The organism is Lentiprolixibacter aurantiacus, assembly GCF_026241225.1.
In the GTDB taxonomy this organism is placed as follows: Bacteria; Bacteroidota; Bacteroidia; order Flavobacteriales; family Flavobacteriaceae; genus Lentiprolixibacter; species Lentiprolixibacter aurantiacus.
In genome coordinates, this window is sequence record NZ_JAPFQP010000002.1 from 423266 (window position 1) to 448923 (window position 25658).

A 25658-nucleotide genomic window follows, 5' to 3' on the forward strand; every position below is an offset into this window, starting at 1 on the left:
AAAGACAATTAAAAAGGATTGGCAATGCTAAGGGACTCTTCTGTTGATCCTTTTCTGAATTGAGCAAGGCCAGATTCCAGCCATTCCCTGTAACTGTTGCTGTCTGTATTCTGAATGGAAGCATTCAGCACTTCGAGATCAGGGGATAATTGTACATAATAAGGCTGGGATGCCGTGCTGAAATTAAGGGTTTGGAAGGTACCCCATTTTTCTCCCACTGTTTCTATGGTCTTTACCCTACCTGAATCGAACTGGAAAAGAAACTGCTGATCTTCCGGCAGCGGCTTACGATCATCTATATACAGCGATATCAGCACGTAGTCTTCGTTCAAAATCGAAAATACCTCGGGTACGCTCCAGACGTTTTCCTCCATTTTTCGACAATTGACGCATGCCCATCCCGTAAAATCGAGCAGTATGGGTTTATTAACCGCACGGGCGTATTCCAGGCCTTCCTCAAAATCCTTAAAACAGTTGATTCCGAGTGGACAATCGGACTCCTTATCTGTAAGGGAATAGAAATCCGGCGGAGGGAAACCGCTTAAAAGCTTGAGGTTTCCGTAATTACTCAGGCCAAGGATCAGATAAACCGTAAAACCAAGGCTGATCATTGCAAAACCAAGCCGGGTAGCCGTGAGCTTCCTCTTTGGTCCTTCATCCTTAAACCGGAAGAGGCCAAACAGGTACAGGCTCATCAGCAAAAACAAAAGGATCCAGATACCCAGAAATATTTCACGCTTGAAGATGCCCCAATTACCCACTAAATCCGCATTAGAGAGGAACTTAAAGGCCAGTGCCAATTCGAGAAAACCCAGTACCACCTTTACCGTATTCATCCAGCTTCCAGATTTGGGCAAACTGGATAGCAGGCTTGGAAAAACAGCAAAAAGTGCAAATGGCAAAGCCAGGGCCACACCAAAACCCGTCATTCCAGCGGAGAGGTTGGTAGCTACATTTCCTTCTGCCAAGGCCGTTCCACCCAACAGACCTCCAAGAATAGGTCCGGTACAGGAAAAAGATACGATAGCCAGGGTTACCGCCATAAAGAATATCCCGAGCCCCCCTCCTGCCCTGGTTGAAATGGCATCCATCTTGTTCCCCCATGAACTGGGAAGGGTTAATTCGTAATACCCGAAAAACGAAAAGGCAAAAAACACAAAAATGAGGAAGAAGAATACATTGAGCCAGATGTTGGTGGCTATGGTATTTAATATCTGTGAATCAACCGAATCAAACAGGTGGAAAGGAATGCTGAGCAGGAAATAAATCAAAACAATGAAAAACCCGTAAAGTATCCCATTCCATACCCCTTTGGTCCTGTTTCCGGATTGCTTTGTGAAAAAAGACACTGTCAGAGGGATCATGGGGAACACGCAAGGGGTCAATAACGCTATAAGTCCACCGAGGAATCCAAGCACAAAAATTCCCCAGAGACTAGGATTGGCATTGCCGGAAATCTGTGCGCCGGCTTGCAGGCGTTCTTTGTTTTTAAGGTTGAGCCTGAGGCCTTTTGAGAGCTCGGCACTCCTCTGGTCAATTGTTACGGTTTCAGTGACAACTGCCCCCCCGTCCAGCGCTATCTGGAAAACGACTTCCTTCGGGATACAAACCTCCTTACATATTTGATAAAAAAGTTCTACTTCCAACTGGCGCACCTGAGGGTCCAGTAAACGAATCTTCTGGGTAAATACGGCCTTTTCTTTGAAAAATGTTTCCTCAACTTCAAAGATCTCGCTGAATTCCTTTATCGTTTTGCTTTCCCCGGTAGTACCAAGCAACTCATAGTCTGTCCCTGCTTTGGTGTAAGTAAATTCGCTGGGCAAACTTCCCCCTTCTGCCGTAAATTGGGAGTAAATATGCCATCCGGGAGCTATATCTGCGGAGAATACCAATTGGTACTCTCCATTGCCAAGACTCTCAACCTCGTGCGACCATAAGGCTGGTTCTTCATCGGTCTGGGCCATTGTAACTCCTGAAAAAAGAACTAAGAGTAAGATTATAAGTTTTGATTTCATCCCAGATAGGTGATCTTGATTATTTTTTTAGTCTTTTCAGTTACCCTGAAACGCTCATCGGACCTGCGCCCGACAACCCATGCGATTTCATTGTCTATGCAAAGAAGCCATTGATTCTCTTTGGCAATCAAATCCATCTTTTCATCCTTGAAATACTTGGACAGCAATTTCCTTTTTCCCGCCATTCCGAAAGGGTAAAAATAGTCCCCTTTTTTCCATTTTCTAAGTGTAAGGCTATGCTTTAACGTTTCTTTATCCAGGTATAGTATGCTTTCCGAAAGCTCCCCAAGATTATCCACCTCTTCAATTTTCAGGGCAACAGGATCCTCAATATCCCCTGTAGTAAAGGGATATTGATACACTTTGCTATCGGTTGGTTCAAGCTCCTGCAACAAGAGGTCATTTCTGTCTTTAACTATTCTATAGTTATTGGAATATAGCACTTTACCTGAATTTGATTGGAGTAATAATTCAATATCATCCCACTCCCTGAAACCGTAGTCGGACAGCAAGCCATGAAGGTATGCGCGCAAAGGATTAAGCCCTTCAAGTGCTTCAAGGCTGATTCTGATAACCCCTTCTTCTTCAGTAAATGCCTCCTTTCTTATTTCCTGTAAATGGTTTTGCAGCATTGCCTGACTTTCGCGCAAATGACTTTGGGTTCTGGCAAAATTCTGCATGAAAGAAGGGTGCGTCTCCTTAATTCGCGGAAGCACCCTGTGGCGTATTTGATTGCGCAGGTATTTAAACTCCCTGTTTGAAGAGTCTTCACGCCATTGCAAACGCTGCTCGAGGGCATAATCTGCAATCTCATCCTGACTAAAAACCAGCAAGGGCCTTGCCACGTTGGCAGTTTTTTCCGGAATACCCATCAAGCCTTTAATACCTGTCCCCCTGGAAAGGTTGATCAGAAACGTTTCCAGATTGTCATCCGCATGATGTGCTGTAATGCAAAAAGGCAGGTCATTTTCCTTTTGAATTTCTGCAAACCAGGTATAGCGCAATTCACGCGCAGCTATCTGAACTGATACTTTATTTATTTTAATATAACTATCTGTATCAAAGTTTTTTACAAATACTTCTCTGTTAATTTTTTTGGCTAATTCTTTTACCCAGACAGCGTCCTCATCACTTTCGGCTCCGCGTAAACCGAAGTTGCAATGCGCTATTGCAAAATCCATATTCAGGCTGTGGCACAGCCATAACAATACCGTGCTGTCCATTCCGCCACTGCAGGCAAGCAGGAATTTTTGATCCAGTAGCTCTGGAAAATTTACCTGAATATGTTCACGGAACCTGGATAGCATATAATTAACGGTTTGATAGCAAGCAGCAAAGTTGTGAGGCAGGGGCAGGACTAGCCAATCGATTCTTTAAAGGCAGACAAGGCCTTTTTGTGCTCTTCCGATAAGTCAGCATCCGTAATTCCCTCATTTGCCGTAAAGTTACTGTGAAAAGAGGGTAAAGAAAAAGTAGCTGTAATCTCCGCTCCAAACCGTGGCAGCATTTTCTCGATCACACCATGCGATCCTATTCCGCCGCGCTTGCCTGGAGATGCAGACATAAGGAAAACGGAAGTTCCCTCCAGGAAATTCCGGTTAATACGAGAGCACCAGTCCAGCAGGTTCTTGAAATAAGCAGAGGGATTCCCATTGTGCTCGTTTACGGATAAAACCAAAGCATCCGACTCCTGTAGGGCTTTGCAAAAGTTCAGCAATTCTTCAGGAAAACCCTGATCACGCTCAAGGTCCTCGCTATACATAGGGAATGGGTGTTCAGCCAGGTTGAGCAACTCAACATCGTGACCTTCGAGGGATCCCACGGTGTGTTTTACCAGTTTGAAATTTATAGACCGGGAAGAATTGCTGCCTGCAAAGGCGATGATTTTTGCCATAAGTAACGGGATTTAGATTGCGAAAATATTACAAAAGAAGCGGTTTTGGGAGTTATTTACCTAATTTTGCGGGCATTAACATCCAAAAGGACGCTGTAAAGAGTATATACCCATATGAGTAGTAAAACAACCCGTTTGTTTTTTATAGATGCTATGCGTGCCTGGGCGATCCTGATGATGTTGCAGGGACACTTTGTGGATGGACTGCTGGACAATGTCTTCCGGGATGCCAGCAGCACCCCATACCAGGTCTGGAAATACTTCAGAGGCATTACGGCTCCTGTGTTTTTTACGGTTTCCGGCTTTATTTTTACCTATCTGCTCATCCGGGTACCCCAGAAGGGATTTCACAATCCTCGTGTTAAAAAAGGCCTCAGGAGAGGCTTGCAGCTTATATTGATAGGATATTTGCTGCGCCTTAATATTTTTGGCCTTTTCAAAGGACAACTCTACGGCTCTTTCTTCCTGGTTGATGTGCTGCACATCATTGGCCTGTCCCTGATTGGAATTATTACTATTTATCTGATTACGTATAAAAATCCCAAGTACCTCTTTCCTGGCATACTGATTACCACAGCCTGCCTTCTTTTTGCCTTTGAACCCGTCTATAAAACCTGGGAATATTCATTAATCCCGGATATGGTAGCCAATTATTTTACCAGGGCCAACGGATCTGTATTTACCATTATCCCATGGTTTGGGTATACTGCTCTGGGTTCAGTGCTATCCATTGTATTTACGAGGTTTAAGGACCATAAGTACGTTTATACATGGGCAATTCCCTTGTCTGCCCTAGCGGGATTTACCCTGATTTTTTATTCATCACCTCTATTTGTGTTTCTGTATAAACATACCGGGCTGGCCCTTTTCAATCAGATCTACTCAAACAACTACCTGTTTATACGGATGGGCGATGTCCTGGTTGTTTTTGCTGCATTTATGCTTATACGCAACTGGGTAAGGAGCAGAACCGTACTCAGGATAGGCCAAAATACCCTTTCCATTTACGTGATCCACTTTGTGATTTTATATGGAAGCTTCACAGGAATGGGGTTATACCGGTTCTTCCACCATAGCCTGAACCCGACAATGACAATCACCGGGGCGCTGGTATTCATGGTGGCATGCTCATACAGTGCATTGCTATATGAGAAACACGAGGCGGTAATAAAACGAAAGATAAACCAGCTGGGCTTCCTGGCCTGGACAGCAGTGGAAGCTTCTTATTTCTTTTTAAAAGCTTATATCCTGCGGGTAATTAAGGCTAAGCGCGCTTAAAACCTATACATGCAATGCCCTATCTTCGGTTGCTGCAAGGGCAGCTTCCTTGACCGCTTCTGCGTAGGTGGGATGCGCATGGCTCATGCGGGCAATGTCCTCTGCAGAAGCCCTGAATTCCATAGCAGTTACGGCCTCGGCAATAAGGTCGGCACAACGCGCGCCTATCATATGAACCCCCAGCACCTCATCCGTCTCCTTATCGGCCAGGATCTTGATAAAGCCATCAACATCCATACTGGCCCTGGAGCGCCCAAGTGCACGCATGGGGAACTGACCCGATTTATAAGCAACACCCGCTTCTTTTAGTTCTTCTTCCGTTTTTCCTACAGCAGCCACTTCCGGCCAGGTGTAGACCACACCGGGGATCAGGTTGTAATCGATATGGGGTTTTTGACCTGCCAGTATTTCAGCAACCATGGTACCTTCTTCTTCTGCCTTGTGTGCCAGCATAGCCCCACGAACCACATCGCCTATGGCGTAGATATTGGCCGCAGAGGTCTGCAGATGATCGTTTACCTCCACACGACCGCGTTCATCCATCTTAACACCTGCTGCTTCAGCATTAAGGCCATCCGTGTAAGGCCTTCTTCCTACGGAAACCAGGCAGTAATCGCCAGAAAAACTTATTTCCTTTCCTTTTTTGTCATCGGCTTTTATCACCACCTCATCTCCTTTTCGCTCCACCGATTTAACCTTATGTGACAGGTAAAACTTGACTTTCTGTTTTTTCAACACTTTCATCAACTCCTTGGACAAAGCCGCGTCCATGCCGGGAATAATACGATCCATATATTCTATCACGGACACTTCTGCGCCAAGACGACGGTATACCTGGCCTAGTTCCAGCCCAATAACCCCTCCACCAATAATGACCATGTGTTTGGGGATTTCCTTTAGTTTAAGCGCTTCGGTTGAAGTGATAATCCGCTCCTTGTCTATAGTAATAAATGGAAGGGTAGCAGGCTTGGAACCGGTAGCGATAATGGTGTTTTTGGCTTCAATTACCACTTCCTCCTTTTCCCCGGCTATTGCAATATGGGTTGCATCCTGAAAGCTGCCCATTCCCTGGTAGACATCGATCTTGTTCTTATCCATGAGAAATTGTATGCCTTTGGTAGTCTGATCTACAACAGCCTGTTTACGGCCAATCATTTTCTCCAGATTAACCCTTATTTCCCCTGGAATTTCGATCCCGTGCTCTTCAAAATGTTTTACCGCATCCTCGTAGTGGTGGCTGGAGTCCAGCAAGGCTTTTGAAGGGATACACCCTACATTGAGACAAGTTCCCCCCAGCGTGCTGTATTTTTCAACGATTGCTGTCTTCATCCCCAATTGGGCACATCGGATGGCTGCAACATATCCTCCAGGGCCTGAGCCTATAACGGCAACATCATATTGATTCATAAAATCTTGGCTTTCTATCTTGATTTACAAGCTTATTTTTACTTTCGGAAAGCAAAAATACGAATGTTTTTGCTCATCGGAATGAGCATATGTTAAAAAGAAAAGTTTATGCAAATTTGGACCTTTTATTGAATTACAGGGAGATTGCCGTGGTTTGTTTAACTTCACTAATCACGAATGAACTCTGTGTGCTGCCAATATTCTGTATGGCAGTTAACTTAGTGACCATAAATTCCCTGTAGGCCTGCATATCCCGTACATGAATTTTAAGGATATAGTCATAATCTCCACTCACATGGAAGCATTCTGAAACCTCTTCCAGTTTGAGTACTTCCCTTTCGAATTGCTCCACGTTTTCCTTAATATGCTGAATCAATTTCACATGGCACAGCACCGTAAAATCACGATCCACCTTGCTTTTATCGATCAGGGCTACGTATTTGCGAATAACCCCGTTGCGCTCCAGTCTTTTAATCCGTTCATAAACCGCAGTAGAAGAAAGCCCCAGGGTGCTGGCGAAAGCCTTGGTGGTCTGCTTACTATCTGCCTGCAACAAATTCAACAAGTTAACATCTACCTGGTCAAGTTTCATATAGAATAGTTTTCATTAGAACTCCTAATTTACAAATAAGTTCAGTTTTTTTATCATAAATATTTAATTATTACAGAATATTTTACGCGATTATAAAATTATCATTGATATTTAATCACCATATCCGTAATTTAGATTAAAAATAAAGAAATGGCACACAAAGCATCAGACCGCATCCTCGACCTGCACAACTTTGGGGAATTTGGAGGCGTAAACCCATCCATATCCGATTCGTCTACCTATACCTTCCTGTCGGCCAAAACCATGTTCGACACATTTGAAGGGAACACGGAAGGGTGTTACCTGTACAGCAGGCATTCCTCTCCTTCCAACCTATACCTCGGTGAGGCCCTGGCTGCTCTGGAAGGAACGGAAACGGCAAACGTGACTGCCAGTGGTATGGGAGCTATTACCGCAGTGATCATGCAACTCTGTAATGCAGGTGACCATATTGTGAGCAGCCGGACCATATATGGCGGAACTTATGCATTCCTGAAGAATTTCATCAAAAAGTATAACATCAGCACTAGCTTTGTAGATATAACTGACCTGGAGTCTGTTGAGAACGCCATAAAAAGCGGCACTAAAATGATCTATTGCGAATCTGTAAGCAATCCCCTTTTGGAAGTTGCCGATATCAAAGCGCTTTCTCGTATCGCAGACAAACACGGAATACCCCTGGTGGTAGACAATACTTTCTCTCCCCTTTCTATTGCCCCTGCCAAACTTGGGGCACATATTGTGGTCCATAGCCTTACCAAGTTCATTAATGGGACCAGTGATTGCGTTGCCGGAGCCGTCTGCGGCACCAAGGAATTCTGCCTGGCCCTGAAAGATGTAAACAGTGGTGCGGGAATGTTGCTGGGGAGCACGCTCGATAGCCTTCGGGCTGCTTCAATCCTTAAAAACATGCGCACTTTGCACATTCGCATGCAAAAACACAGCTTTAATGCACAATTCCTTTCCGAACGATTTGAAGAAGACGGCCTCAGGGTGGTATACCCCGGACTTCCCTCCCATTCCGGACATGAATTGATGAAATCCCAGATGGTGCCTGAATACGGCTTTGGTGGCATTATGACCATTGATGTGGGGAGTCTGGAAAAGGCAAACGCGCTTATGGAGCTCATGCAGAAGGAAAACTTGGGGTACCTGGCTGTTAGCCTTGGATTCTACAAGACCCTTTTCAGTGCTCCGGGCACTTCCACATCATCAGAAATTCCTGTGGAAGAACAGGAAACCATGGGGCTATCAGATGGATTGATTCGTTTTTCCATTGGACTGGACGACGACATACAGCGCACCTATGACATGATGAAAAACTGTATGCTTAAACTGGATATTCTTGCACGGGATAAGGTAGTACTTTAACCATCCCTGAACTGTGGGCCTGTTTGCAGAACCGTCTTCAATGTCGTAATATTACCTGCAAACTAAAACCAACCACATGGCCAAGGATGCCTCTAAAAAGAACAGGGAAGACGAGCATATTGTAGAAAACCGGGAGCTGAATATCTGGGAAGCCCTTATTCCCGTTTTTGCCCTTATTGTAATGCTCGCATACAACGTATATGTTTTTGGTGATGACGCCATAGGAGGGTCTAACCAGTTTATACTTCTGATGGGCGGAGCCGTGGCGGCAATTGTGGGCTTCTTGAACAAGGTAACTTATAAGCAGATGCTGGCCGAAGTAGCGGAGAACGTTAAATCGACTACCGGCGCCCTGCTAATTTTACTCATGGTTGGCGCCCTTGCCGGCACCTGGCTGATTAGTGGGATAATCCCGGCCATGATCTATTACGGTTTGCAAATTCTAAACCCTACTATTTTTCTGGCAGCCTGCGTGGTGATCAGCGCCATCATATCTGTCGCTACTGGCAGTAGCTGGACTACTGCCGCAACGGTGGGTATAGCCCTGATAGGGATTGGCGATGCGCTTGGTATCTCGCTGGGGATGACTGCCGGGGCGGTGTTATCCGGTGCCTATTTCGGGGACAAGATGTCGCCCTTAAGCGATACCACAAACCTGGCTCCGGCCATGGCAGGGGGGGAATTATTCGGGCATATCCGTTATATGACCTATACTACAATTCCTACTATAACCATTACCCTCCTGGTTTTCCTGATTATTGGTTTCAACCTGGATACCACTGGAATCGCTGATACGGAATCCATTTTGGTCTCCATAGACAAGGCATTCAACATAAACGGCTGGCTTTTTATTGTACCTCTGGTGGTTATATTCATGATCGTGCGCAAAGCCCCTCCTTTGCTGGCTTTGCTGATCGGAACGCTGCTGGGAGGCGTATTCGCCCTTATTTTTCAACCCGCCGTGGTTGCCGGTATTACAGGTGCAGGCTCACTGGATTTTGAATCGGGATACAAAGGTATTTTAAATGCCATAACCATTAACACATCGGTAGCTACAGACAATCCAGCCCTGAATGAACTGTTTTCAGCCAAGGGCATGGCTGGCATGCTGGGTACCATATGGTTAATTGTTTGTGCCATGGTATTTGGAGGAATAATGGATGGGATCGGGGCCCTGTCCCGAATAACCAAAAGCCTCCTGGGCCTTGCTAAAACCACCCTGGGCCTTTTTGCCAGTACGGTTGGGAGTTGCCTGGCCCTTAATATTACAGCATCAGACCAGTATCTGGCCATTGTGGTCCCCGGCAAGATGTTTGCCCAGGCTTATGAAGACCGCGGGCTGGCCCCGGAGAACCTGAGCCGTACCCTGGAAGATTCCGGAACGGTCACCTCCGTGCTGATCCCCTGGAATACCTGTGGAGCCTATCACAGCGGTGTACTGGGCGTTAGTGTAGCCGAATATTTCTTCTTCGCCATATTCAACTGGCTGAGCCCGATCACCACCCTTTTCTTTGCTGCTTTGGGGATCAAAATCAAGCAACTAAAAACGGCTATAGACTAAACCAAAACAGGGCAGTAATTTTCACGCAAAAGTGATTCCTTTTTCCCTTGATATTTTATAATTTCACGGCAACAAAATCTATGATACTATGGCAACAGTTACTTTAAAAGGAAACGCAATAAACACGCTGGGTTCACTGCCCGCAGTAGGCAGCATGGCCCCTGAATTTACACTGACCAAAGGAGACCTTTCCGATGCCCGTTTATCCGATTACAGGGGGAAAAAGGTAGTCCTTAATGTTTTTCACAGCCTGGACACCAGCACGTGCGCACAGTCAGTACGGCAATTCAATGAGGAAGCAGCTGAACTGGATAATACAGTTGTTCTGTGCATTTCCAACGACCTTCCGTTTGCCCAGAATCGATTTTGCGCAACAGAAGGAATTAGCAATGTGGAAACCCTTTCCGATTTTAAAGACGGTAATTTTGGAAAATCCTACGAACTGGTTTATGTGGATGGACCTATTCAGGGATTACTGTCCAGGGTTGTTATGGTTATTGATGAAGCAGGAAAAGTAGTTTATTCCGAACAGGTTCAGGAGACCGTTGACGAACCCAATTACAAAGCTGCATTGGAAGCCTTAATGGATGCCTAGGGAAAGTTTTCTCAAAAACCGTATTAAAAGTGTTGGATTTGCGCTCAGGGGAGCCTGGGTTTTAATCAGGACCGAAAGGAGTATTAAGATCCAGGTTTGCATTGCCCTGCTGGTAACCGCGGCTGGATTTTATTACGAGATCAGCACTACGGAATGGATTCTTCAAACCCTGGCCATCGCCCTTGTCCTGGGAGTTGAAGGATTGAATACTGCAGTAGAGAAAATAGCTGATTACATCCAGCCCAGATACGACAGGAAGATAGGTTTTATCAAGGATGTGGCTGCAGGAGCCGTAATGCTTGTGGCTTTAGGGGCAGCGATCGTTGGGTTGATCATTTATGTTCCCAGGGTATTTTGAGGCTGTACCAAACCCTCCGAAGGGGTGAAATTTGTATTTTAGCGTAACAGAAGCGCAGGATTGCATGGCAAAAAAGAGAAAAAAGTCGAAGACATCATCAGCCGGGAAAAAAGGCTTTTCTTTGACCCTATCTACTCAAAACAAGATTATCCTTGGAAGTCTGCTGATCCTCTTCAGCATTGCACTGTTTTTCTCATTTGCTTCCTTTTATTTCAGCTGGCAGGCCGATCAGAGCCTGCTGACGGAATTTTCCAACCGCAATGAACAGGCCGAAAACCTCCTGAACAAGTTCGGAGCCAGCGTTAGTCATTTCTTTATGTACCGCGGATTTGGCCTGGCCTCCTTTATATTACCTGTTCTACTGTGTATAACAGGGCTTTACCTGTTTCTCGGGATTGATCGCAAAGGACTGCTCAGCAAATGGATCTGGGGCCTGGTATTCCTGATCTGGATATCCATTGCCCTGGGCTTCTTCGCGCTTGAAAAACCATTGCTCGGCGGACTTATTGGTTACGAAATGAACGATTTCCTTCAGGATTATACAGGGAAGATCGGAGTATTGCTCTTGTTATTATTTGGCCTGACCATTATCCTGGTACGTTTGTTTCGTTTTTCACCTCAGGGAATCGCAAAGTACTTTCGCACCAAGGCCAGGGCCGTTAAAAAGGAATTTGACACCCCGGTTACGGAAACCAATCTTTCTTTAGAGCCCGAACCGGAAACAGAACAGGAAATTCCAGATCCGTATACACACAAAGAGGACATCCCTGTTTTAGAATCTGAAAAATCTGAGTCCTCTTTCCTTACCGAGGATGATGCTGGTTCGGACATTAAAATTGAAGTGGAGACCGTACAGGAAGAAAAGGAAGAAACCGACATCCTGGCCGAAAAACTGGTTGAGGATTTCGGGGAGTATGACCCAACCCTGGAACTGGGCAATTACAAGTTTCCGCACCTGGAACTGCTGGATACCCACGGTGCAGCTGGTGGGATTACAATCAATCAGGAAGAACTCGAGGAAAACAAGAATCGCATTGTCAACACCCTCAGGAATTACAAAATTGGCATTTCCCAGATAAAAGCTACCATAGGGCCTACGGTAACCCTTTACGAAATAGTGCCGGAGGCTGGCATTCGTATTTCCAAGATCAAAAACCTGGAAGACGATATTGCCCTGTCCCTCGCAGCATTGGGTATCAGGATCATAGCGCCTATCCCCGGAAAGGGAACCATTGGTATTGAGGTGCCCAACAAGAATGCCACCATTGTATCCATGCGTTCCGTTATTGCTTCCTCCAAATTTCAGAATGCGGAAATGGAACTGCCCATTGCCTTTGGTAAAACCATTAGCAATGAAACCTTTGTAGTAGACCTGGCTAAAATGCCCCATATGTTAATGGCGGGTGCCACCGGACAGGGTAAATCCGTTGGTCTCAACGCCGTATTGACTTCCCTACTTTACAAGAAGCATCCGGCCGAAGTAAAATTTATCCTGGTAGACCCCAAAAAGGTAGAACTTACGCTGTACAACAAGATTGAAAGGCATTACCTCGCAAAGCTGCCGGATGTCCCGGATGCCATAATCACAGATAACCAGCAGGTAATCAATACCCTGAACTCCCTTTGCATAGAAATGGACAACCGCTATGAGCTGCTAAAGATGGCCATGGTGAGGAACATAAAGGAATATAACACCAAATTCAAGGCCCGCAAACTAAATCCTAACGACGGGCATAAATTTTTGCCCTACATAGTTCTGGTGATTGATGAATTTGCAGACCTGATCATGTCTGCTGGTAAGGAAATTGAAACGCCAATTGCCCGTCTGGCTCAACTTGCAAGGGCTATAGGCATACACCTGGTGATTGCCACCCAGCGTCCTTCCGTAAACGTAATTACGGGCCTTATTAAAGCAAATTTCCCAGCCAGGCTTGCTTTTCGAGTTACCTCAAAGATCGATTCAAGGACTATCCTGGACACCCAGGGAGCGGAACAGCTCATAGGCCGAGGGGACATGCTTTTCACCCAGGGCAATGATATTACCAGGCTGCAATGTGCCTTTGTAGATACCCCTGAAGTGGCCAAGATCACCGAATATATTGGTTCCCAGAGAGCCTATCCGGAAGCGCATCTCCTGCCGGAATACGTTGGAGATGAATCTGGCACAAGTATTGATTATGCTATTGAAGACCGCGATGCTATGTTCCGGGAAGCTGCTGAAGTGATCGTAACCGCCCAGCAGGGATCTGCCTCGTTGATTCAGCGCAAACTTAAACTGGGCTATAACCGGGCAGGCCGGATCATCGACCAGCTTGAAGCGGCAGGCATTGTGGGTCCCTTTGAAGGCAGCAAAGCCAGGCAGGTCCTGGTGCCTGATATGTATGCTCTGGAACAATTATTGAACAACGAAACCCAACAAACATGAAAAAGTGGATAATATACTTGCTTATAGGCATATTGCCGGCACTGGGCTGGGCACAGGGATCTGACAAGGCCAAAGCTTTGCTGGACGAAGTCTATAACAAGGTTAAGAGCTATGATAATATTGAAGTCGATTTCAAATATTCCCTGGAAAACAGCGAGGCTAACATCAACCAGGAAACCCGAGGGAATGTGACCCTTCAGGGCGACAAATACCTGCTGAACTACCTAGGTGCCATACAGCTTTACGACGGACAAAAAGTATATACGGTTGTGCCTGAAAACGAGGAAGTAACCATTGAGGATCAGAGTGATGAAGAAAACACTATTACCCCATCCAAGATGCTCACTTTCTATAAAAAAGGGCATAACTACAGCTGGGACATCCTTCAGAACGTGCAGGGGAGGAAAATTCAGTTTGTAAAGCTGATCCCCATTGATACCAATTCCACAATTGAGAGTATTTTGCTGGGAATTGATGTGGAAACCAAGCACATCTACCGGCTCATTGAGACTGGGGCCAATGGCACAAAGACTACCATCACTGTTAATTCTTTTAAAACGAATCAGCCCTTGTCCAAAACCTTATTTACCTTTGATGAAAACAAGTACAAAGAAGAAGGGTACTACATCATAAGGAATTAGACCTTGCGGATTCTAGATCAATACATTTTAAAGAGGTTCCTTTACAATTTTTGCAGCTCGTTTGTAATCCTGATGTTTATTTTCATCTTTCAAACGATCTGGCTCTTTATAGATGACCTCGCAGGTAAAGGCCTGGATATAATTATTATAGGTAAATTTCTTTTTTACCTGATGCCAAACCTGACGGAAAAGGTCCTGCCTTTAACCGTATTGCTTTCATCCATTATTACCTTCGGGACTTTTGCGGAAAACTATGAGTTTGCCGCCATGAAAGCTTCGGGAATTTCCCTGCAGCGCTCCATGCTCAGCCTGATCATTTTTGTAACGTTCCTGGGCGGGTTAACCTTCTACTTTGCCAATAGTGTTATCCCCGCTTCGGAACAAAAGATCTATAATCTCAGGAGAAATATCGCCAAGGTAAAACCTGCAGCGGCTATTGAGGAGGGAGTTTTCAGTGACCTCGAGGGTCGCAACATCAAGGTAGACCGAAAATACGGGGAGAACGACCGTTTTCTTGAAAAGATCATCATCCACAGTAAATCCAAAGCACAGAAAAATATAACGGTAATCAAGGCAAAAACAGGTGAATTGATCAGCAGTGAACGCTCAGATATTATTCAGCTGGTCCTGAAAGACGGACATTATTATGAAGATATAGAAGCAAAGACAAATCAAGACCAGAAGAAATTTCCCTTCGCCAAGGCCGTCTTTGATACCTATACCATAAACATAGAGCTACCGGACAACCAGCAGGACCTGGAAGAAGAGCGTAATGTGCGCACGGACAAGATGAAGAACATCTACAGGCTTGCTAAAGATATCGATTCCCTAAAGGAAAATAACATAAAGGTTGTAACGGCTTTTTCCAAGAACATTTCATCCCGGATGGGTGCGTTTTTACCCCTGCGACCCCGTGATACCATTAGCGACACGACTAAGATTAATGAAGATCTGATAGAAATAGAATTCCCCGAAAAGGTCGTTGCAAAGGATTCAGCGGAGCAAAAGGAGCCGTTTACCGGTGAGATTATCCCTCTTTTTAAGGAATGGCAGGAAGGACAGATTTACGGTTCAGCCAAAAACTCAGTAAGCAATATCCTGAGTTCAATCAAGGGCAAAAAAGAAGAGCTTCAGCGGCGCTATAAGATTTACAATATGCATATTTTGTCGCTCCACAAAAAATATGCACTGGCCTTTTCCTGTATTATCCTGTTTTTCGTGGGGGCCCCCTTGGGAGCCATTATCCGGAAGGGAGGATTAGGCCTGCCCATGGTTATTGCTATTGTGCTTTTCCTGGCCTATTATTTTATTGGGGTCTTTGCCGGCAATTATGCCAAAGAAGGAAATATCCACCCCATACTGGGAGCATGGCTATCTACCCTAATAATGTTACCTTTGAGCATTTATTTGACCAAGCGGGCCACGGCAGACCGGGGGCTGATGGATTTTGGGCATTTAACAGACCCGATTAGGAAATTTTTTAAAGGAATTAAGCAAAGGTTGCGTAATGATGGTGAGTAAGGAAACTAAAATTCAGCTGAATACCATAGAAGAAGCCATAGCCGATATCAGGCAGGGCAAGGTTGTTATTGTGGTTGATGACGAAAACAGGGAGAACGAAGGAGATTTCATTGCCGCAGCAGAAAAGGTAACCCCGGAAATGATCAACTTCATGGCCAAGCACGGCCGTGGCCTGATCTGCGCTCCCCTTACCGAAGAAAGATGCAGGGAACTGGACCTGACTATGATGGTTGAAAACAACACAGTTCTGCACCATACCCAGTTCACAGTCTCGGTAGACCTAATTGGTCATGGTTGCACAACGGGGATCTCCGTGCATGACAGGGCTAAAACTATACAGGCACTTGTAAGGCCCGAAACACGGCCTGAACACCTGGGAAGGCCTGGGCACATATTTCCCTTAAAGGCCAAAAATGGCGGTGTGCTTCGCAGAACCGGACATACCGAAGCTGCTGTAGACTTTGCCAGGCTGGCAGGCTTATCCCCTGCTGGTATTTTGGTTGAAATATTGAATGAAGACGGGACTATGGCCCGCCTACCCCACCTGGTAGAAGTTGCCAAAAAGTTCGATCTCAAGCTGGTTTCCATTGAAGACCTGGTTGCCTATCGCATGCGTCACGACAGCCTCATCAACAAACGCGAATCCTTTGAAATAGACACCCGTTTTGGTCGGTATACGCTGCATGCTTACCAGCAGACAACAAACGACCAGGTGCACCTGGCACTTACCAGGGGCAATTGGAAACTCGACGACCCAGTGCTTACCCGAATCAACTCTACCCTGGTTAACAACGATATACTCGGGACACTTACCCACAACGTGGACAAAAAGCTGGACGATATGTTCAAGGCACTGAATGAAGAGGGCAAAGGCGCCATTGTTTTTATCAACCAGCAAAGCCAGTCATTCAACCTGTTGAAACGCATTGTTGGATTAAAGGAAAATCAGAAGAAGGGCATTAAGAAGGCGCCAAAAATTGAAATGGATACACGCGATTTTGGTATCGGCGCCCAGATACTACACGACCTTGATATCAGTAAAATGCGCCTGATGACCAATTCCAAACAAGCAAAAAGGGTAGGTATTGTAGGTTACGGCCTGGAAATCGTGGAGTACGTTCCTTATTAATCCTTAACTGCTTATAGCCCCTTCAGCACCTTTTGCAAGCGACTTGCGCGAGTGGTTACCTCATTCTCAGACCAGCCAATTTTGATGAGTACAGAAATAGCCTTTCCCATCCATTGATCGGAAAGGGAAAAATCCTGATCTTCCATTCCGCTGAGCCTGTCCTGAACTTCCTGCGGCAATTTGCCCAGGGAAACCTGATTTTTCAGGTGCTCCCATTTCCTGTGGTAATGCCAGTTATTATCAAACCAGTAAAAGCAACCATCTACTCCAGCTTCTAATAAAGCTTTATGGGCCTTGCGCGCCATGGCCCCAGTATCCATAAAGAAATTAAGGAAGGAATAGTTCTGAATACCACTTTGGGGCACTCTTCTCAAAGAGACAGTAGGAATATCCCGTATGGCTTCTTCCAGGATGCGATAATTTTGTTCCTGTATCTCTAAAAAAGAATCCAAACGCTTTATCTGGGCAACACCAACGGCCGCATTTAATTCCGAAATGCGATAGTTATATCCTAAGAACGGATGGCCCTCTGCTCCCCTGTCACTGCCTTTGTGGTCATGCCCATGGTCTGAAAAGTGATCCGCATGCCGGTAATAGGTTTCATTATTGGTGATTAGGGCTCCACCTTCCCCGCAGGTTATGGTCTTTACATAATCGAAGGAAAAACAACCCAGATCACCTATACTTCCCAGGGGCTTTCCCGCATAGCTCCCTCCTATGGCCTGACAAGCATCTTCAATGAGCAGCAGGTTGTGCTCCCTGGCAATTTCGGAAAGTGCGCCCAAATCGGCCATGGAACCGCACATATGCACGGGCATAATTACTTTGGTTCTCGGGTTGATGGCCTGCCTTACCGATTCCGGGTTTAGTGTCAACGTATCGTCAATATTTGCCAAAACGGGAACAGCGCCCAGGGCGAGTACGGCTTCAAAACTGGCTACAAAGGTAAATGTGGGCAGGATTACCTCGTCTCCGGCTCCAACCCCAGCGCTTGCCATGGCTACTGTCAGTGCTGCCGTACCGCTGCTCACCAGCTGGGCATGCCGTGTTTGCATGCGTTCGGCAAGGGCCTTCTCCAACTCCCGTGCTTTCCATTGCCCGTTTCGCATACCATCAAAACCATAGCGCATCAACACACCAGAGTCCAGGACTTTCTGCACTTCCCTGCGTTCCATATCGCCAAATAATTCAAAGCCAGGCATAGATTAATTTATTGGGAATTATTGATTTCAATTATGGATTTGGACATCTTCCTCCTGACTTTCTTGAAATCGGCGAACATATCATCCTGGGCGCGGTAACCTACCGGCATCACCAAAACCGCACTCAAACCTTTTTCTTTCAGGCCCAGCAACTCATTGTACGCCTCAGGTTCAAACCCTTCCATGGGGCAGGCATCTATTTCTTCCAGGGCACATATGGTTAAAAGGTTACCCATGGCAAGGTAAGCCTGACGGGTAGCCCATTCCTGTATTTCCTTCTGATCTTTATTGCTGAATTCTCTGACCAGGTATTCCCGGAAGGGATTTAGGATCTGGTCGCTGGTGCCCCGGATCTCCTTAACCCTTTCGAAATAACTTTTTACGTAGTCCCCATCCACATTAGTTTCAACACAAAACACGAGCAAATGGGAAGCCTGGGCTACTTGTTGCTGGTTATAGGAATGTGAAAGCAATCTATTCTGAAGATCCTGGTCCTGCAGCACCAACATTCTGATGGGTTGCAAGCCGTAGGAGGTGGCTGTGAGATTAAAGGCCCGTTTCAGTTTATCCAGCTGTTCTGTCTTTAACTTTCTGGAGGGATCGAATTTTTTCACGGCATAGCGCCACTCCAATCGATCAATTATATCACTCATATAAATAAGAATTGCCTTAAAAGTAACGGAAATCATGTGCTCTGTTTCCCGTTGCAAAAATAACGCAAATATGCCTTTCCGGGAAAGGGTAAAAAGATAAGGACCGAGGTTTCCCTGAGGTTCTGCCTGCATATATCAAAAAGCAACCCGGACCAAAGCCATAGCTTCAGATCCGGGTCACCGGCAAGAGGATACTTTTTTAATCAGGCAAAATCAAGTTGCCGGATCTTGTTTAAGGCTTCAGATTTGGAATTCACATCCAGCTTCAGGTAGATATTCTGAATATGAAAGTTGATGGTGCTGGTAGAAACATACAATTTGTTCGCAATGGTTTTGTAGGTATCTCCCTGGCAGAGGTGCTCGATGATCTGGTTTTCCCTTTCCGAGAAGAATTTATAAGATTTCCTTCTGAAGGTATCGATTAGCTTTTTCACAATGTCATTGCTCAGGGCCGCACCCTCGTCCTTTATTGAATTGAGTGCATGCAGCAGTCGTTTAACGCTGATTGGCTTGGTTAAATAACCAGCTGCCCCGAATTTAAAGGCCAATTTGATGGTTTCGAAATCATTTTCATTGCTTACCATCAGCACACTGGCCTCGGAGTCCAGTTTCCTGAACGCTGAGATGGCTTCAATACCGGTCATCTCTGGAAGGTTCACTTCAGAAAGTACAATGTCCGGGTTCATCATGAGATAATCTTCCAGGGCTTCTTCGGCAGAATTGTATATGCCGATCAGGTTAAATTCATTGTAATTATGAAAATAATACCTGTAGGTTTCATGAAACTTTGGGTCGTTGTCAATTACCATGACTTGGAGTGTAGAAGTATTCATATTGAATTAATTTGGGATTGTATTACGTTTGAGATTAGTTGATTGGTCCAAAAATCCACTAGCCATAAGATTCCCAGTATCCAATAATACCATATTGAATTTCAGGAAGTTAAATTTATCACACCGGGAAAATGCTCAGGAAGTATAGTATCCGGAAACACGATTACCTCCATCGGGATTATCCGATTGGTAAATTTTGTGAATTAAGGGATTGAAATAAAGATGTTTCTGGTCTAGCCGGTTTGCTGAACTGGTACGGTTAAGCCGGAAACTTCATCCTTAGCCAATGTTGATAATTGCGTATCCTGAAGATGGATACCGCCGGGAGGAGCACCAGATGCTTCCCTTAAAATTGGGGTTAAGTAGAACAATTTATTCATAAAACAGAGATTTGGGTTGTACTGTTATTGGGGAGAAATTACCAAAAACGAGTTATAGGGTCATAGGAAATTTCTGATTTTTCGACGTATAACACCGTAAACGTGCATTTCATCGGGAAAACTGATAAAAACTACCAGTCTGATTTTCAACAAAAAAAGGACCCTAATGCTATCTCTTAGCAAAAGGATCCTCCTTCGAGTTAATTAAGCGGATCTCGCCTGTGCCTCTAATCAGTCATTGAATTCAACACTGGCACTGGCTACCGGGTTATAGACCTCCATGATCCATTTCTCATCCCGATATTGTCCGTCTAGGTTGTTGACAAATGCCATTTTAGCATCGTCTTTAGTATTAAAATCGGCCAGATATACATAATACAACCCATTCTCTGTATTATAAAATTGCTTTGCATTTAAACCTTTCTGGTTCAGCGTCTTAAGGAAAGCATCTAAATACTTTTTGTTCTTGTAAACATTAGCAATTAAGTAATAACCAGATGACACTCCAACGATATCCGACCGATTTTTAGATCGTATTGGTAATTCTTTAAAGTCGCGCTTAGTGGGCCTGCTGGACCTGGTTTTAACAGGAGCAGTCTGCGCCAAAGCGGTAGGGATCTTATGTTCTTTTGTAACGGGTCCCGGGGGTGCCGGTGCCCCATCCCTGATCTCCTTGCGGATCAGGCGAACAAGCATTTCAAATTTCTTTTCAAACTGTACGTCACGGGCGCGTTCTATGGAATCCTGTCTCAGGATCAGTTCGTCCAGGATGAGGCGGTTTTCCATGGCCAGGTCACTCTCATCAACTATGGTGGTTGCTGTAGTGGCCTTATCCTGCTGGGCCTTGAGTTGGAGGATCTGCTCCTCGTAATTGCGCACTATCTGATCAATCTGCCTGTCTTTGCTGTTACTCGCATAACCATCGGAATTGGCATCTTCATCCTTAAATGTATAAGCCAGGGAAAGCTCGTGATTCCACCCCAGGTTTCCTCCGGTTTCCGTGATATCCTTTTCCATCAAGTAGCCTATAGACAGCCTTCGGTTCAGGTTAAAGCCCATCCCCAGGGAAAGGCCATAGGTTTCGTCATAGGTGGTTTGCAACCATCCGTAATTAGGCAGGTCCAGCAGCAGGGAGCCAATATAGGCAAGGCGGTCCTGCTGGTCTTTTCCCAGTTGCAACAAGGGCATAATACGGCCATTTTCAAACAGTCCGGACCTTGCATTGAGGGGATGCGTATACTGCAGGGCCGCCCTTAAATTGTTTGTATTAAATCCTGTTACCAGGTTATTGGTAGTCTGGTTGTAACGGATCAGATCAGTAGCGTACAAGGCTACATCGAATCGTCCCATACTCAGGGCCATTCCGGGTTCTACCACGATCTGGCTTTGTTTCCCTGTTTCTTCCAGGGTAGGATCGTTCGTGGCGGCAATAACCTTGGAACGATCTATCCCCTGGCTGATATAGGTGATGTTGGTTCCAAAGGTAAGGCTGGTTTTATCTCCGAGTTTTACGGCACGTGCGTAATTGGCATTGAAGCCAAACTCCTGCATTACTCCCTCCCATTGTCCGTAAAGTCCAATTCCGAGGGCGGTTCTTTCATTCAGTTTGTTGCTGAATCCCAGATAATAGTTCTGGATATTATCCTCAAAGGAGGCATACTGATTCCTGTGGAGGATGTTGAGATAGGATTTGTTCTCCCTCACCAGTGAAAAAGTAGGGTTAATCAGGAAGCGGTTAAAAAACAACTGGTTGTGGAAAGGGCTCTTCACGCTGCTGAAGTTGGCCGTATTCTCCGTTTCCTGTGCATTGGATTCTGCTGTGACCAGGGAAAAAGCCATAATCAGCAGGGGAATGCAATACGTTGGGTTTAATTTAAAAGCTTTCATCGGGTTGTATTTTTTTATCGGGTGCCAGGCGGAGTTTCCGCTGTTTTACCAGTGGGCCTCCGCAACCGGTCACCAGATAATCGCTGTGTGTTTTTTAGTACCGGATACTTGCTCCGGGTAGGGAACCTAGGGTTCCAGCACTTTTAGTCCTCATATTCAAATACAGTGTTGGAGAGTCCTGTATTGATATCCGCAGGAAGTAACTCTAGGAATTGATTCCTGTTTTCTGCAAGTGTATTCTGCCTATCGCCTTTATAGGAGAAAACGAGCTCCTGCAGTTCTGTAGCCTGCTTGCCACGGTTAGAGACCACATAGGCCAGTCCCTGGTCTGCCTGTATCTTCAGGGCGAAATCGTCGTCCCTGCTATTGAAGGGGGCGCCAATATTCATTGCCAGTCCAACCTGGTTGGAAACCACCTGTACGGCATACAGATCCAGTCCGCCATATCCATCGCGACCGTCCGAGGCGAAGAATAAAAGGTTATCAGCAACCACACTTGGGTACAGGTCATTTTTGCGCGTATTCACTTTAGAACCGAGATTTTTGGCTGTACCCAGGCTTCCGTCACGCTTAATGTCGGATACATAAATATCGTATTTGCCAAAGGTGCCGGGCATATCAGAGGCGAAGAAAAGTCGTTTCCCATCCGGGGATATTGCTGGGTGCATGGCCGAGGCGTATTTTGGGCATACCGCCACTTCTTCCACATTGGTCCATTGATCACCTTCCCTTTCGGCCCTGAATATTTTGGTCAGGGGCTGTTTTTTGGAAAACACACCATAAAGAGGTTTTACATGAACTACTTTGGTAAAATAGGCTGTACGACCATCTGCGCTTACCGCTACGGGGGGTGCGTACGATTTTGCACCTTTCCTGCTGGCTACACTGGCATATGTTTCATGATCGGGGATATCAACTACATTCCTGACCTGGTTGCTCCTGCCAAATTCCGGCATTTGATAATTCTCTGCCAGGCGACGTGTAAATTCGTCTTGAACAGGGCCCTGGTCTATCTGATAATCTTCCTTGATCCTGGAATACCAGTCACGCTGTGCCACCTCTGGTCCGGATTTTTCCAGTCCGGCCTGTTGCCTGGCATAGAGATATCGCTCATGATAGCTTTGGGAGACATTATCTACTCCGCTCAGATCGATCAGTTTCTGATACCAGAACGCCGCTGTTTCATAATTTTCGGACAGGAAATTTACATTTCCGAGATCTTCAAAGATTTCCTGGTCTGTATAACCGAGCCTGATGAGCTTCTGGTAATCCTTGATACGCTTTTCCGCCTCCTTCTTTTTGATGTACTCTGTACTGGCATTCGTCCGCTGAGCGGATACCGTAAAGCACATCAGGAGTAAGAGAGACGCTAGCACTCTGCTGTAGGTTATTATTCGATTCATAATACAAGATATTGGGGGTTTGTCTGGCCAAATTTCGAAAGAGTGTTGAAGTGAGCATTATGAATTTTTCACAGGTTTTGGTCGATTTTGCCTTGTTTTTTGTTAAAAATTAAAGAAAACCCTATGAATTTTTGCCAGTTTCGGGGAAATGTCAATTTTATCCGCCAAAAGAAACTGTTTGGATTTCATTTCAGAACTATGACATGACTTCATGGTTATTTTGCCGGTAAAAATGACAGTTTAACGACTTGCTTACCCAAATAATGGGATAAGAACTGCCGTTTTAGACCTAATAAGAGGAAATAAAATCCAGGTTTAGAAAAACCACAATTTGATTGCCATGAGGACCACCATGATCACCAGGAAGGTTTTGATAAAGCCGTCTCCCTTTGCAACTGAAATTCGGCTGGAGAGCCATGCCCCTGCCCCATTTCCTATGGCGAGTACCAGGCCCACTTCCCAGAGTACTTTATCATTATAAATAAAAACGGCGAGGGCAGACAGGGTATAGATAAAGACCACGGCCACTTTGGTGGCATTGGCACGGACCAGGGTCATATGGTTCACCTGGTTGAGGAACAGCAGGATGATAAATCCTATCCCGGCATTGATAAAGCCACCGTATATCCCGAAAAAGAAAAAGGCAATTACACCAATCCAGAGGTATTTGCCGGTAATCCGTTCTTCAAGGTCGGCCAGGCTTACTTTCGGTTTGAATACGATAAGCAGCACCACGGCGATCATAATGATGGCCAGGATACGGTTAAAGGTTTCACCCCGAATATCCACGGCTATGTAGGCACCCAGGATGGCCCCGAACAGGGCAGAAAGGCCTAGGTACAGATTGTAGGGAAAGGTAGAAACCCCTTTGCTTTTAAACCCGGCTACGCCAATTGCGGTCTGGATAACAATAGCTACACGATTGGTTCCGTTTGCTACGCTGGGAGGTAATCCCAGGAAGATGAGTACGGGCAGGGAGATCAGGGAGGCCCCGCCTGCAATGGTATTGATAAAGCCCACTACAAAGCCTACTCCTATTAACAATAGATAATGGTACCATTCTTCCATGGGCTAAAAATAAGGGGTTAAGCTGTAATAACATTCATGGTAATGGAATAAATACCCGGGAAAGTATTTAGGAAAACGAAAAAGCTTAGTATATTTGCGCCGCATTAGGAGGAATGGCAGAGTGGTCGAATGCGGCAGTCTTGAAAACTGTTGAGGGTCACACCTCCGGGGGTTCGAATCCCTCTTCCTCCGCCATGAAGAACCCGCTGTTAAGCGGGTTTTTTTATTTAAGAGAACAAACCAAACTCGTTTGAGTTTGTTCGAAGAAATGAAAAAATGCAGGGCGAAAGCACTGCGGGTTTTCATGGCAGGACCCCCCTACCGGGATGCACGAGCGAAGTGAGTGAATCCCTTTATAAACTGCTGTTTGAGAAAAAATGCAGGGCGAAAGCCCTGCGGGTTTTCATGGCAGCCCCCCCCCTACCGGGATGCACGAGCGAAGTGAGTGAATCCCTTTATCATTGGATTCTCAGAACAAACAATCCATCGTGCAAGCCCTGCGGGTTCTTCATGGCAGGACCCTCCCCGGGATGCACGAGCGAAGCGAGTGAATCTTCATATAAATCCTAATCCTGAAACTTCGAGGGATAAAATGCTATATTAGATTGCATATAACACGTTTTTCTTCATTATTCCTCCAATGAAGCTTGGGAATAGAAACTATTACCAACCAAAAAACAATGATAAAATTCTTTAGAAAAATCCGACAAAGATTACTTTCTGAAAACAAATTCAGGAAGTATCTAATTTATGCAATCGGAGAAATCATTTTAATTGTGATTGGAGTTTTGCTTGCAGTTGCGATAAATGATCAAATATCAAAATCCAATGAAAGAAAACTGGAAAAACAATTACTGATAAATATTAGAAAAGAGTTGATGTCGAATATTGACCAACTTAAAATAGCAATAAAAAGTCATGAAGAAGGCTCACATGCAGGAACAGAGCTTTTGACAACGATTAGATATAATGCGAATAACCTTGAAATTAACAATTTGGATACTTTAATGTTTTTGATGGATTTTAATTGGTCATATGACCCAGCAATCGGAAGCATTAAATCGACCATAGAATCAGGAGGTGTAAATATAATAAGGAGTGACTCGATTAGGGAATACATCTTATCTTTTGAAGATCGTGTTAAAGATGTAAATGAAACGACCTTGGGCTATAGACGACTTAAACATGAAAGACTATGGCCTCTGATCGATAAAAATATATCTATCCTTAATCGGTGGGATCATATTTATCCAAAAATAGGCAAGAGTAAACATGAACAGGATTATGCAACATTATTCAAAAATCAAGAATTTGAAAATGTAGTTGGACTACTTCTTATTTTTCGCGAAGAAGGGCTTATTGAAGAAAGAGCACTATTGAATTATTGCATAAAGATAGAAGAGTTAATTGGGAAACAACTCGGCCAGGCTGACTAATATTGCGCG

General features: G+C 45.2%; 22 protein-coding genes and 1 tRNA gene. 11 read left to right on the forward strand and 12 right to left on the reverse strand.

All coding sequences use genetic code 11. The annotated features are described in order from the left end of the window. Positions 1–8: 8 nt before the first annotated feature. Genes OO016_RS08960 through OO016_RS08970 form a run of 3 tightly spaced genes read right to left on the reverse strand, consistent with a single transcriptional unit; the run spans position 9 to position 3909 of the window. Positions 9–2015 carry a protein-disulfide reductase DsbD family protein gene (locus OO016_RS08960; RefSeq protein WP_266012652.1) on the reverse strand — a complete coding sequence of 669 codons (2007 nt, stop codon included), beginning with the start codon at positions 2013–2015 and terminating at the stop codon, positions 9–11. Beyond that, positions 2012–3322: a tRNA lysidine(34) synthetase TilS gene (gene tilS / locus OO016_RS08965; protein ID WP_266012655.1), complete on the reverse strand. Its 1311-nt coding sequence runs from the start codon at positions 3320–3322 to the stop codon at positions 2012–2014. The genes OO016_RS08960 and tilS overlap by 4 nt, the downstream gene beginning before the upstream one ends. A 50-nt stretch (positions 3323–3372) precedes the next feature. After that, the gene (locus OO016_RS08970; protein WP_266012665.1) at positions 3373–3909 is read right to left on the reverse strand and encodes an NADPH-dependent FMN reductase; all 537 of its coding nucleotides are present in this window, start codon (positions 3907–3909) and stop codon (positions 3373–3375) included. A 114-nt stretch (positions 3910–4023) separates the two neighbouring features. On the opposite strand from OO016_RS08970, the gene OO016_RS08975 reads away from it, so the two are divergent. Further along, positions 4024–5187: an acyltransferase family protein gene (locus OO016_RS08975; RefSeq protein ID WP_266012668.1), complete on the forward strand. Its 1164-nt coding sequence runs from the start codon at positions 4024–4026 to the stop codon at positions 5185–5187. 3 nt (positions 5188–5190) lie between these two features. On the opposite strand, the gene lpdA is transcribed toward OO016_RS08975, so the two are convergent. Together lpdA and OO016_RS08985 are read right to left on the reverse strand one after the other, a co-directional pair. Beyond that, positions 5191–6594 carry a dihydrolipoyl dehydrogenase gene (gene lpdA / locus OO016_RS08980; protein WP_266012671.1) on the reverse strand — a complete coding sequence of 468 codons (1404 nt, stop codon included), beginning with the start codon at positions 6592–6594 and terminating at the stop codon, positions 5191–5193. Positions 6595–6727: 133 nt separating this feature from the next. Then, a complete protein-coding gene (locus OO016_RS08985; protein ID WP_266012674.1) occupies positions 6728–7186 on the reverse strand; it encodes an Lrp/AsnC family transcriptional regulator in 459 nt (152 codons plus the stop codon). Positions 7187–7336: 150 nt separating this feature from the next. Here OO016_RS08985 and OO016_RS08990 point away from each other — a divergent pair, with 150 nt between their 5' ends. The 8 genes from OO016_RS08990 (at position 7337) to ribB (ending at position 16787) form a co-directional block, all read left to right on the forward strand. Continuing rightward, complete coding sequence (locus OO016_RS08990; protein ID WP_266012677.1) at positions 7337–8557, forward strand: aminotransferase class I/II-fold pyridoxal phosphate-dependent enzyme; 1221 nt, start codon at positions 7337–7339, stop codon at positions 8555–8557. Between the two features lie 76 nt (positions 8558–8633). Beyond that, positions 8634–10118, forward strand: a complete 1485-nt coding sequence (gene nhaC, locus OO016_RS08995; protein WP_266012679.1) for a Na+/H+ antiporter NhaC — start codon at positions 8634–8636, stop codon at positions 10116–10118. An 88-nt stretch (positions 10119–10206) separates the two neighbouring features. Next, positions 10207–10713: a thiol peroxidase gene (gene tpx, locus OO016_RS09000; protein WP_266012682.1), complete on the forward strand. Its 507-nt coding sequence runs from the start codon at positions 10207–10209 to the stop codon at positions 10711–10713. Further along, a complete protein-coding gene (locus OO016_RS09005; protein ID WP_266012685.1) occupies positions 10706–11071 on the forward strand; it encodes a diacylglycerol kinase family protein in 366 nt (121 codons plus the stop codon). The genes tpx and OO016_RS09005 overlap by 8 nt, the downstream gene beginning before the upstream one ends. Before the next feature lie 64 nt (positions 11072–11135). After that, entirely contained in the window at positions 11136–13496 is a 2361-nt protein-coding gene (locus OO016_RS09010) for an FtsK/SpoIIIE family DNA translocase (RefSeq protein ID WP_266012688.1), read from the forward strand. Next, a complete protein-coding gene (lolA1, locus tag OO016_RS09015) occupies positions 13493–14137 on the forward strand; it encodes an outer membrane lipoprotein periplasmic chaperone LolA1 (protein ID WP_266012690.1) in 645 nt (214 codons plus the stop codon). The genes OO016_RS09010 and lolA1 overlap by 4 nt, the downstream gene beginning before the upstream one ends. A gap of 72 nt (positions 14138–14209) precedes the next feature. Then, positions 14210–15658, forward strand: a complete 1449-nt coding sequence (locus OO016_RS09020) for an LptF/LptG family permease (protein ID WP_439649312.1) — start codon at positions 14210–14212, stop codon at positions 15656–15658. Next, on the forward strand, positions 15645–16787 hold the full coding sequence (gene ribB, locus OO016_RS09025; RefSeq protein ID WP_266012692.1) for a 3,4-dihydroxy-2-butanone-4-phosphate synthase: 1143 nt from the start codon (positions 15645–15647) through the stop codon (positions 16785–16787). Before OO016_RS09020 ends, ribB begins: the two co-directional genes overlap by 14 nt. 11 nt (positions 16788–16798) lie before the next feature. Here the strand turns inward: ribB and OO016_RS09030 are convergent, their stop codons facing one another. From OO016_RS09030 to OO016_RS09060, 7 genes are all read right to left on the reverse strand, one after another. Continuing rightward, complete coding sequence (locus tag OO016_RS09030; RefSeq protein WP_266012694.1) at positions 16799–17989, reverse strand: DegT/DnrJ/EryC1/StrS family aminotransferase; 1191 nt, start codon at positions 17987–17989, stop codon at positions 16799–16801. Positions 17990–17997: 8 nt separating this feature from the next. Further along, entirely contained in the window at positions 17998–18642 is a 645-nt protein-coding gene (locus OO016_RS09035) for an NAD(P)H-dependent oxidoreductase (RefSeq protein ID WP_266012696.1), read from the reverse strand. 203 nt (positions 18643–18845) lie between these two features. Beyond that, positions 18846–19475, reverse strand: coding sequence for a response regulator transcription factor (locus OO016_RS09040; RefSeq protein ID WP_266012701.1), 630 nt, complete (start codon positions 19473–19475; stop codon positions 18846–18848). 233 nt (positions 19476–19708) lie between these two features. Next, complete coding sequence (locus OO016_RS09045) at positions 19709–19855, reverse strand: hypothetical protein (protein WP_266012703.1); 147 nt, start codon at positions 19853–19855, stop codon at positions 19709–19711. Positions 19856–20086: 231 nt separating this feature from the next. Beyond that, complete coding sequence (locus OO016_RS09050) at positions 20087–21742, reverse strand: PorP/SprF family type IX secretion system membrane protein (protein ID WP_266012705.1); 1656 nt, start codon at positions 21740–21742, stop codon at positions 20087–20089. Between the two features lie 143 nt (positions 21743–21885). Beyond that, positions 21886–23145, reverse strand: a complete 1260-nt coding sequence (locus tag OO016_RS09055) for a TolB family protein (protein WP_266012708.1) — start codon at positions 23143–23145, stop codon at positions 21886–21888. A gap of 315 nt (positions 23146–23460) precedes the next feature. Beyond that, positions 23461–24213, reverse strand: coding sequence for a sulfite exporter TauE/SafE family protein (locus OO016_RS09060; RefSeq protein WP_266012711.1), 753 nt, complete (start codon positions 24211–24213; stop codon positions 23461–23463). Positions 24214–24320: 107 nt separating this feature from the next. Between OO016_RS09060 and OO016_RS09065 the strand changes: the two genes are divergently transcribed. Together OO016_RS09065 and OO016_RS09070 are read left to right on the forward strand one after the other, a co-directional pair. Further along, a tRNA-Ser gene (locus OO016_RS09065) sits at positions 24321–24408 on the forward strand. 485 nt (positions 24409–24893) lie between these two features. Further along, positions 24894–25649, forward strand: coding sequence for a DUF6090 family protein (locus OO016_RS09070; protein WP_266012713.1), 756 nt, complete (start codon positions 24894–24896; stop codon positions 25647–25649). Positions 25650–25658: the final 9 nt, after the last annotated feature.

What these genes read in the sequence shown, in the direction of transcription:
- OO016_RS08960 (WP_266012652.1), bottom strand. Translation starts at nt 2,015, where the DNA reads ATGAAATCAAAACTTATAATCTTACTCTTAGTTCTTTTTTCAGGAGTT.
- tilS (WP_266012655.1), bottom strand. Translation starts at nt 3,322, where the DNA reads ATGCTATCCAGGTTCCGTGAACATATTCAGGTAAATTTTCCAGAGCTA.
- OO016_RS08970 (WP_266012665.1), bottom strand. Translation starts at nt 3,909, where the DNA reads ATGGCAAAAATCATCGCCTTTGCAGGCAGCAATTCTTCCCGGTCTATA.
- OO016_RS08975 (WP_266012668.1), top strand. Translation starts at nt 4,024, where the DNA reads ATGAGTAGTAAAACAACCCGTTTGTTTTTTATAGATGCTATGCGTGCC.
- lpdA (WP_266012671.1), bottom strand. Translation starts at nt 6,594, where the DNA reads ATGAATCAATATGATGTTGCCGTTATAGGCTCAGGCCCTGGAGGATAT.
- OO016_RS08985 (WP_266012674.1), bottom strand. Translation starts at nt 7,186, where the DNA reads ATGAAACTTGACCAGGTAGATGTTAACTTGTTGAATTTGTTGCAGGCA.
- OO016_RS08990 (WP_266012677.1), top strand. Translation starts at nt 7,337, where the DNA reads ATGGCACACAAAGCATCAGACCGCATCCTCGACCTGCACAACTTTGGG.
- nhaC (WP_266012679.1), top strand. Translation starts at nt 8,634, where the DNA reads ATGGCCAAGGATGCCTCTAAAAAGAACAGGGAAGACGAGCATATTGTA.
- tpx (WP_266012682.1), top strand. Translation starts at nt 10,207, where the DNA reads ATGGCAACAGTTACTTTAAAAGGAAACGCAATAAACACGCTGGGTTCA.
- OO016_RS09005 (WP_266012685.1), top strand. Translation starts at nt 10,706, where the DNA reads ATGCCTAGGGAAAGTTTTCTCAAAAACCGTATTAAAAGTGTTGGATTT.
- OO016_RS09010 (WP_266012688.1), top strand. Translation starts at nt 11,136, where the DNA reads ATGGCAAAAAAGAGAAAAAAGTCGAAGACATCATCAGCCGGGAAAAAA.
- lolA1 (WP_266012690.1), top strand. Translation starts at nt 13,493, where the DNA reads ATGAAAAAGTGGATAATATACTTGCTTATAGGCATATTGCCGGCACTG.
- OO016_RS09020 (WP_439649312.1), top strand. Translation starts at nt 14,210, where the DNA reads ATGTTTATTTTCATCTTTCAAACGATCTGGCTCTTTATAGATGACCTC.
- ribB (WP_266012692.1), top strand. Translation starts at nt 15,645, where the DNA reads ATGATGGTGAGTAAGGAAACTAAAATTCAGCTGAATACCATAGAAGAA.
- OO016_RS09030 (WP_266012694.1), bottom strand. Translation starts at nt 17,989, where the DNA reads ATGCCTGGCTTTGAATTATTTGGCGATATGGAACGCAGGGAAGTGCAG.
- OO016_RS09035 (WP_266012696.1), bottom strand. Translation starts at nt 18,642, where the DNA reads ATGAGTGATATAATTGATCGATTGGAGTGGCGCTATGCCGTGAAAAAA.
- OO016_RS09040 (WP_266012701.1), bottom strand. Translation starts at nt 19,475, where the DNA reads ATGAATACTTCTACACTCCAAGTCATGGTAATTGACAACGACCCAAAG.
- OO016_RS09045 (WP_266012703.1), bottom strand. Translation starts at nt 19,855, where the DNA reads ATGAATAAATTGTTCTACTTAACCCCAATTTTAAGGGAAGCATCTGGT.
- OO016_RS09050 (WP_266012705.1), bottom strand. Translation starts at nt 21,742, where the DNA reads ATGAAAGCTTTTAAATTAAACCCAACGTATTGCATTCCCCTGCTGATT.
- OO016_RS09055 (WP_266012708.1), bottom strand. Translation starts at nt 23,145, where the DNA reads ATGAATCGAATAATAACCTACAGCAGAGTGCTAGCGTCTCTCTTACTC.
- OO016_RS09060 (WP_266012711.1), bottom strand. Translation starts at nt 24,213, where the DNA reads ATGGAAGAATGGTACCATTATCTATTGTTAATAGGAGTAGGCTTTGTA.
- OO016_RS09070 (WP_266012713.1), top strand. Translation starts at nt 24,894, where the DNA reads ATGATAAAATTCTTTAGAAAAATCCGACAAAGATTACTTTCTGAAAAC.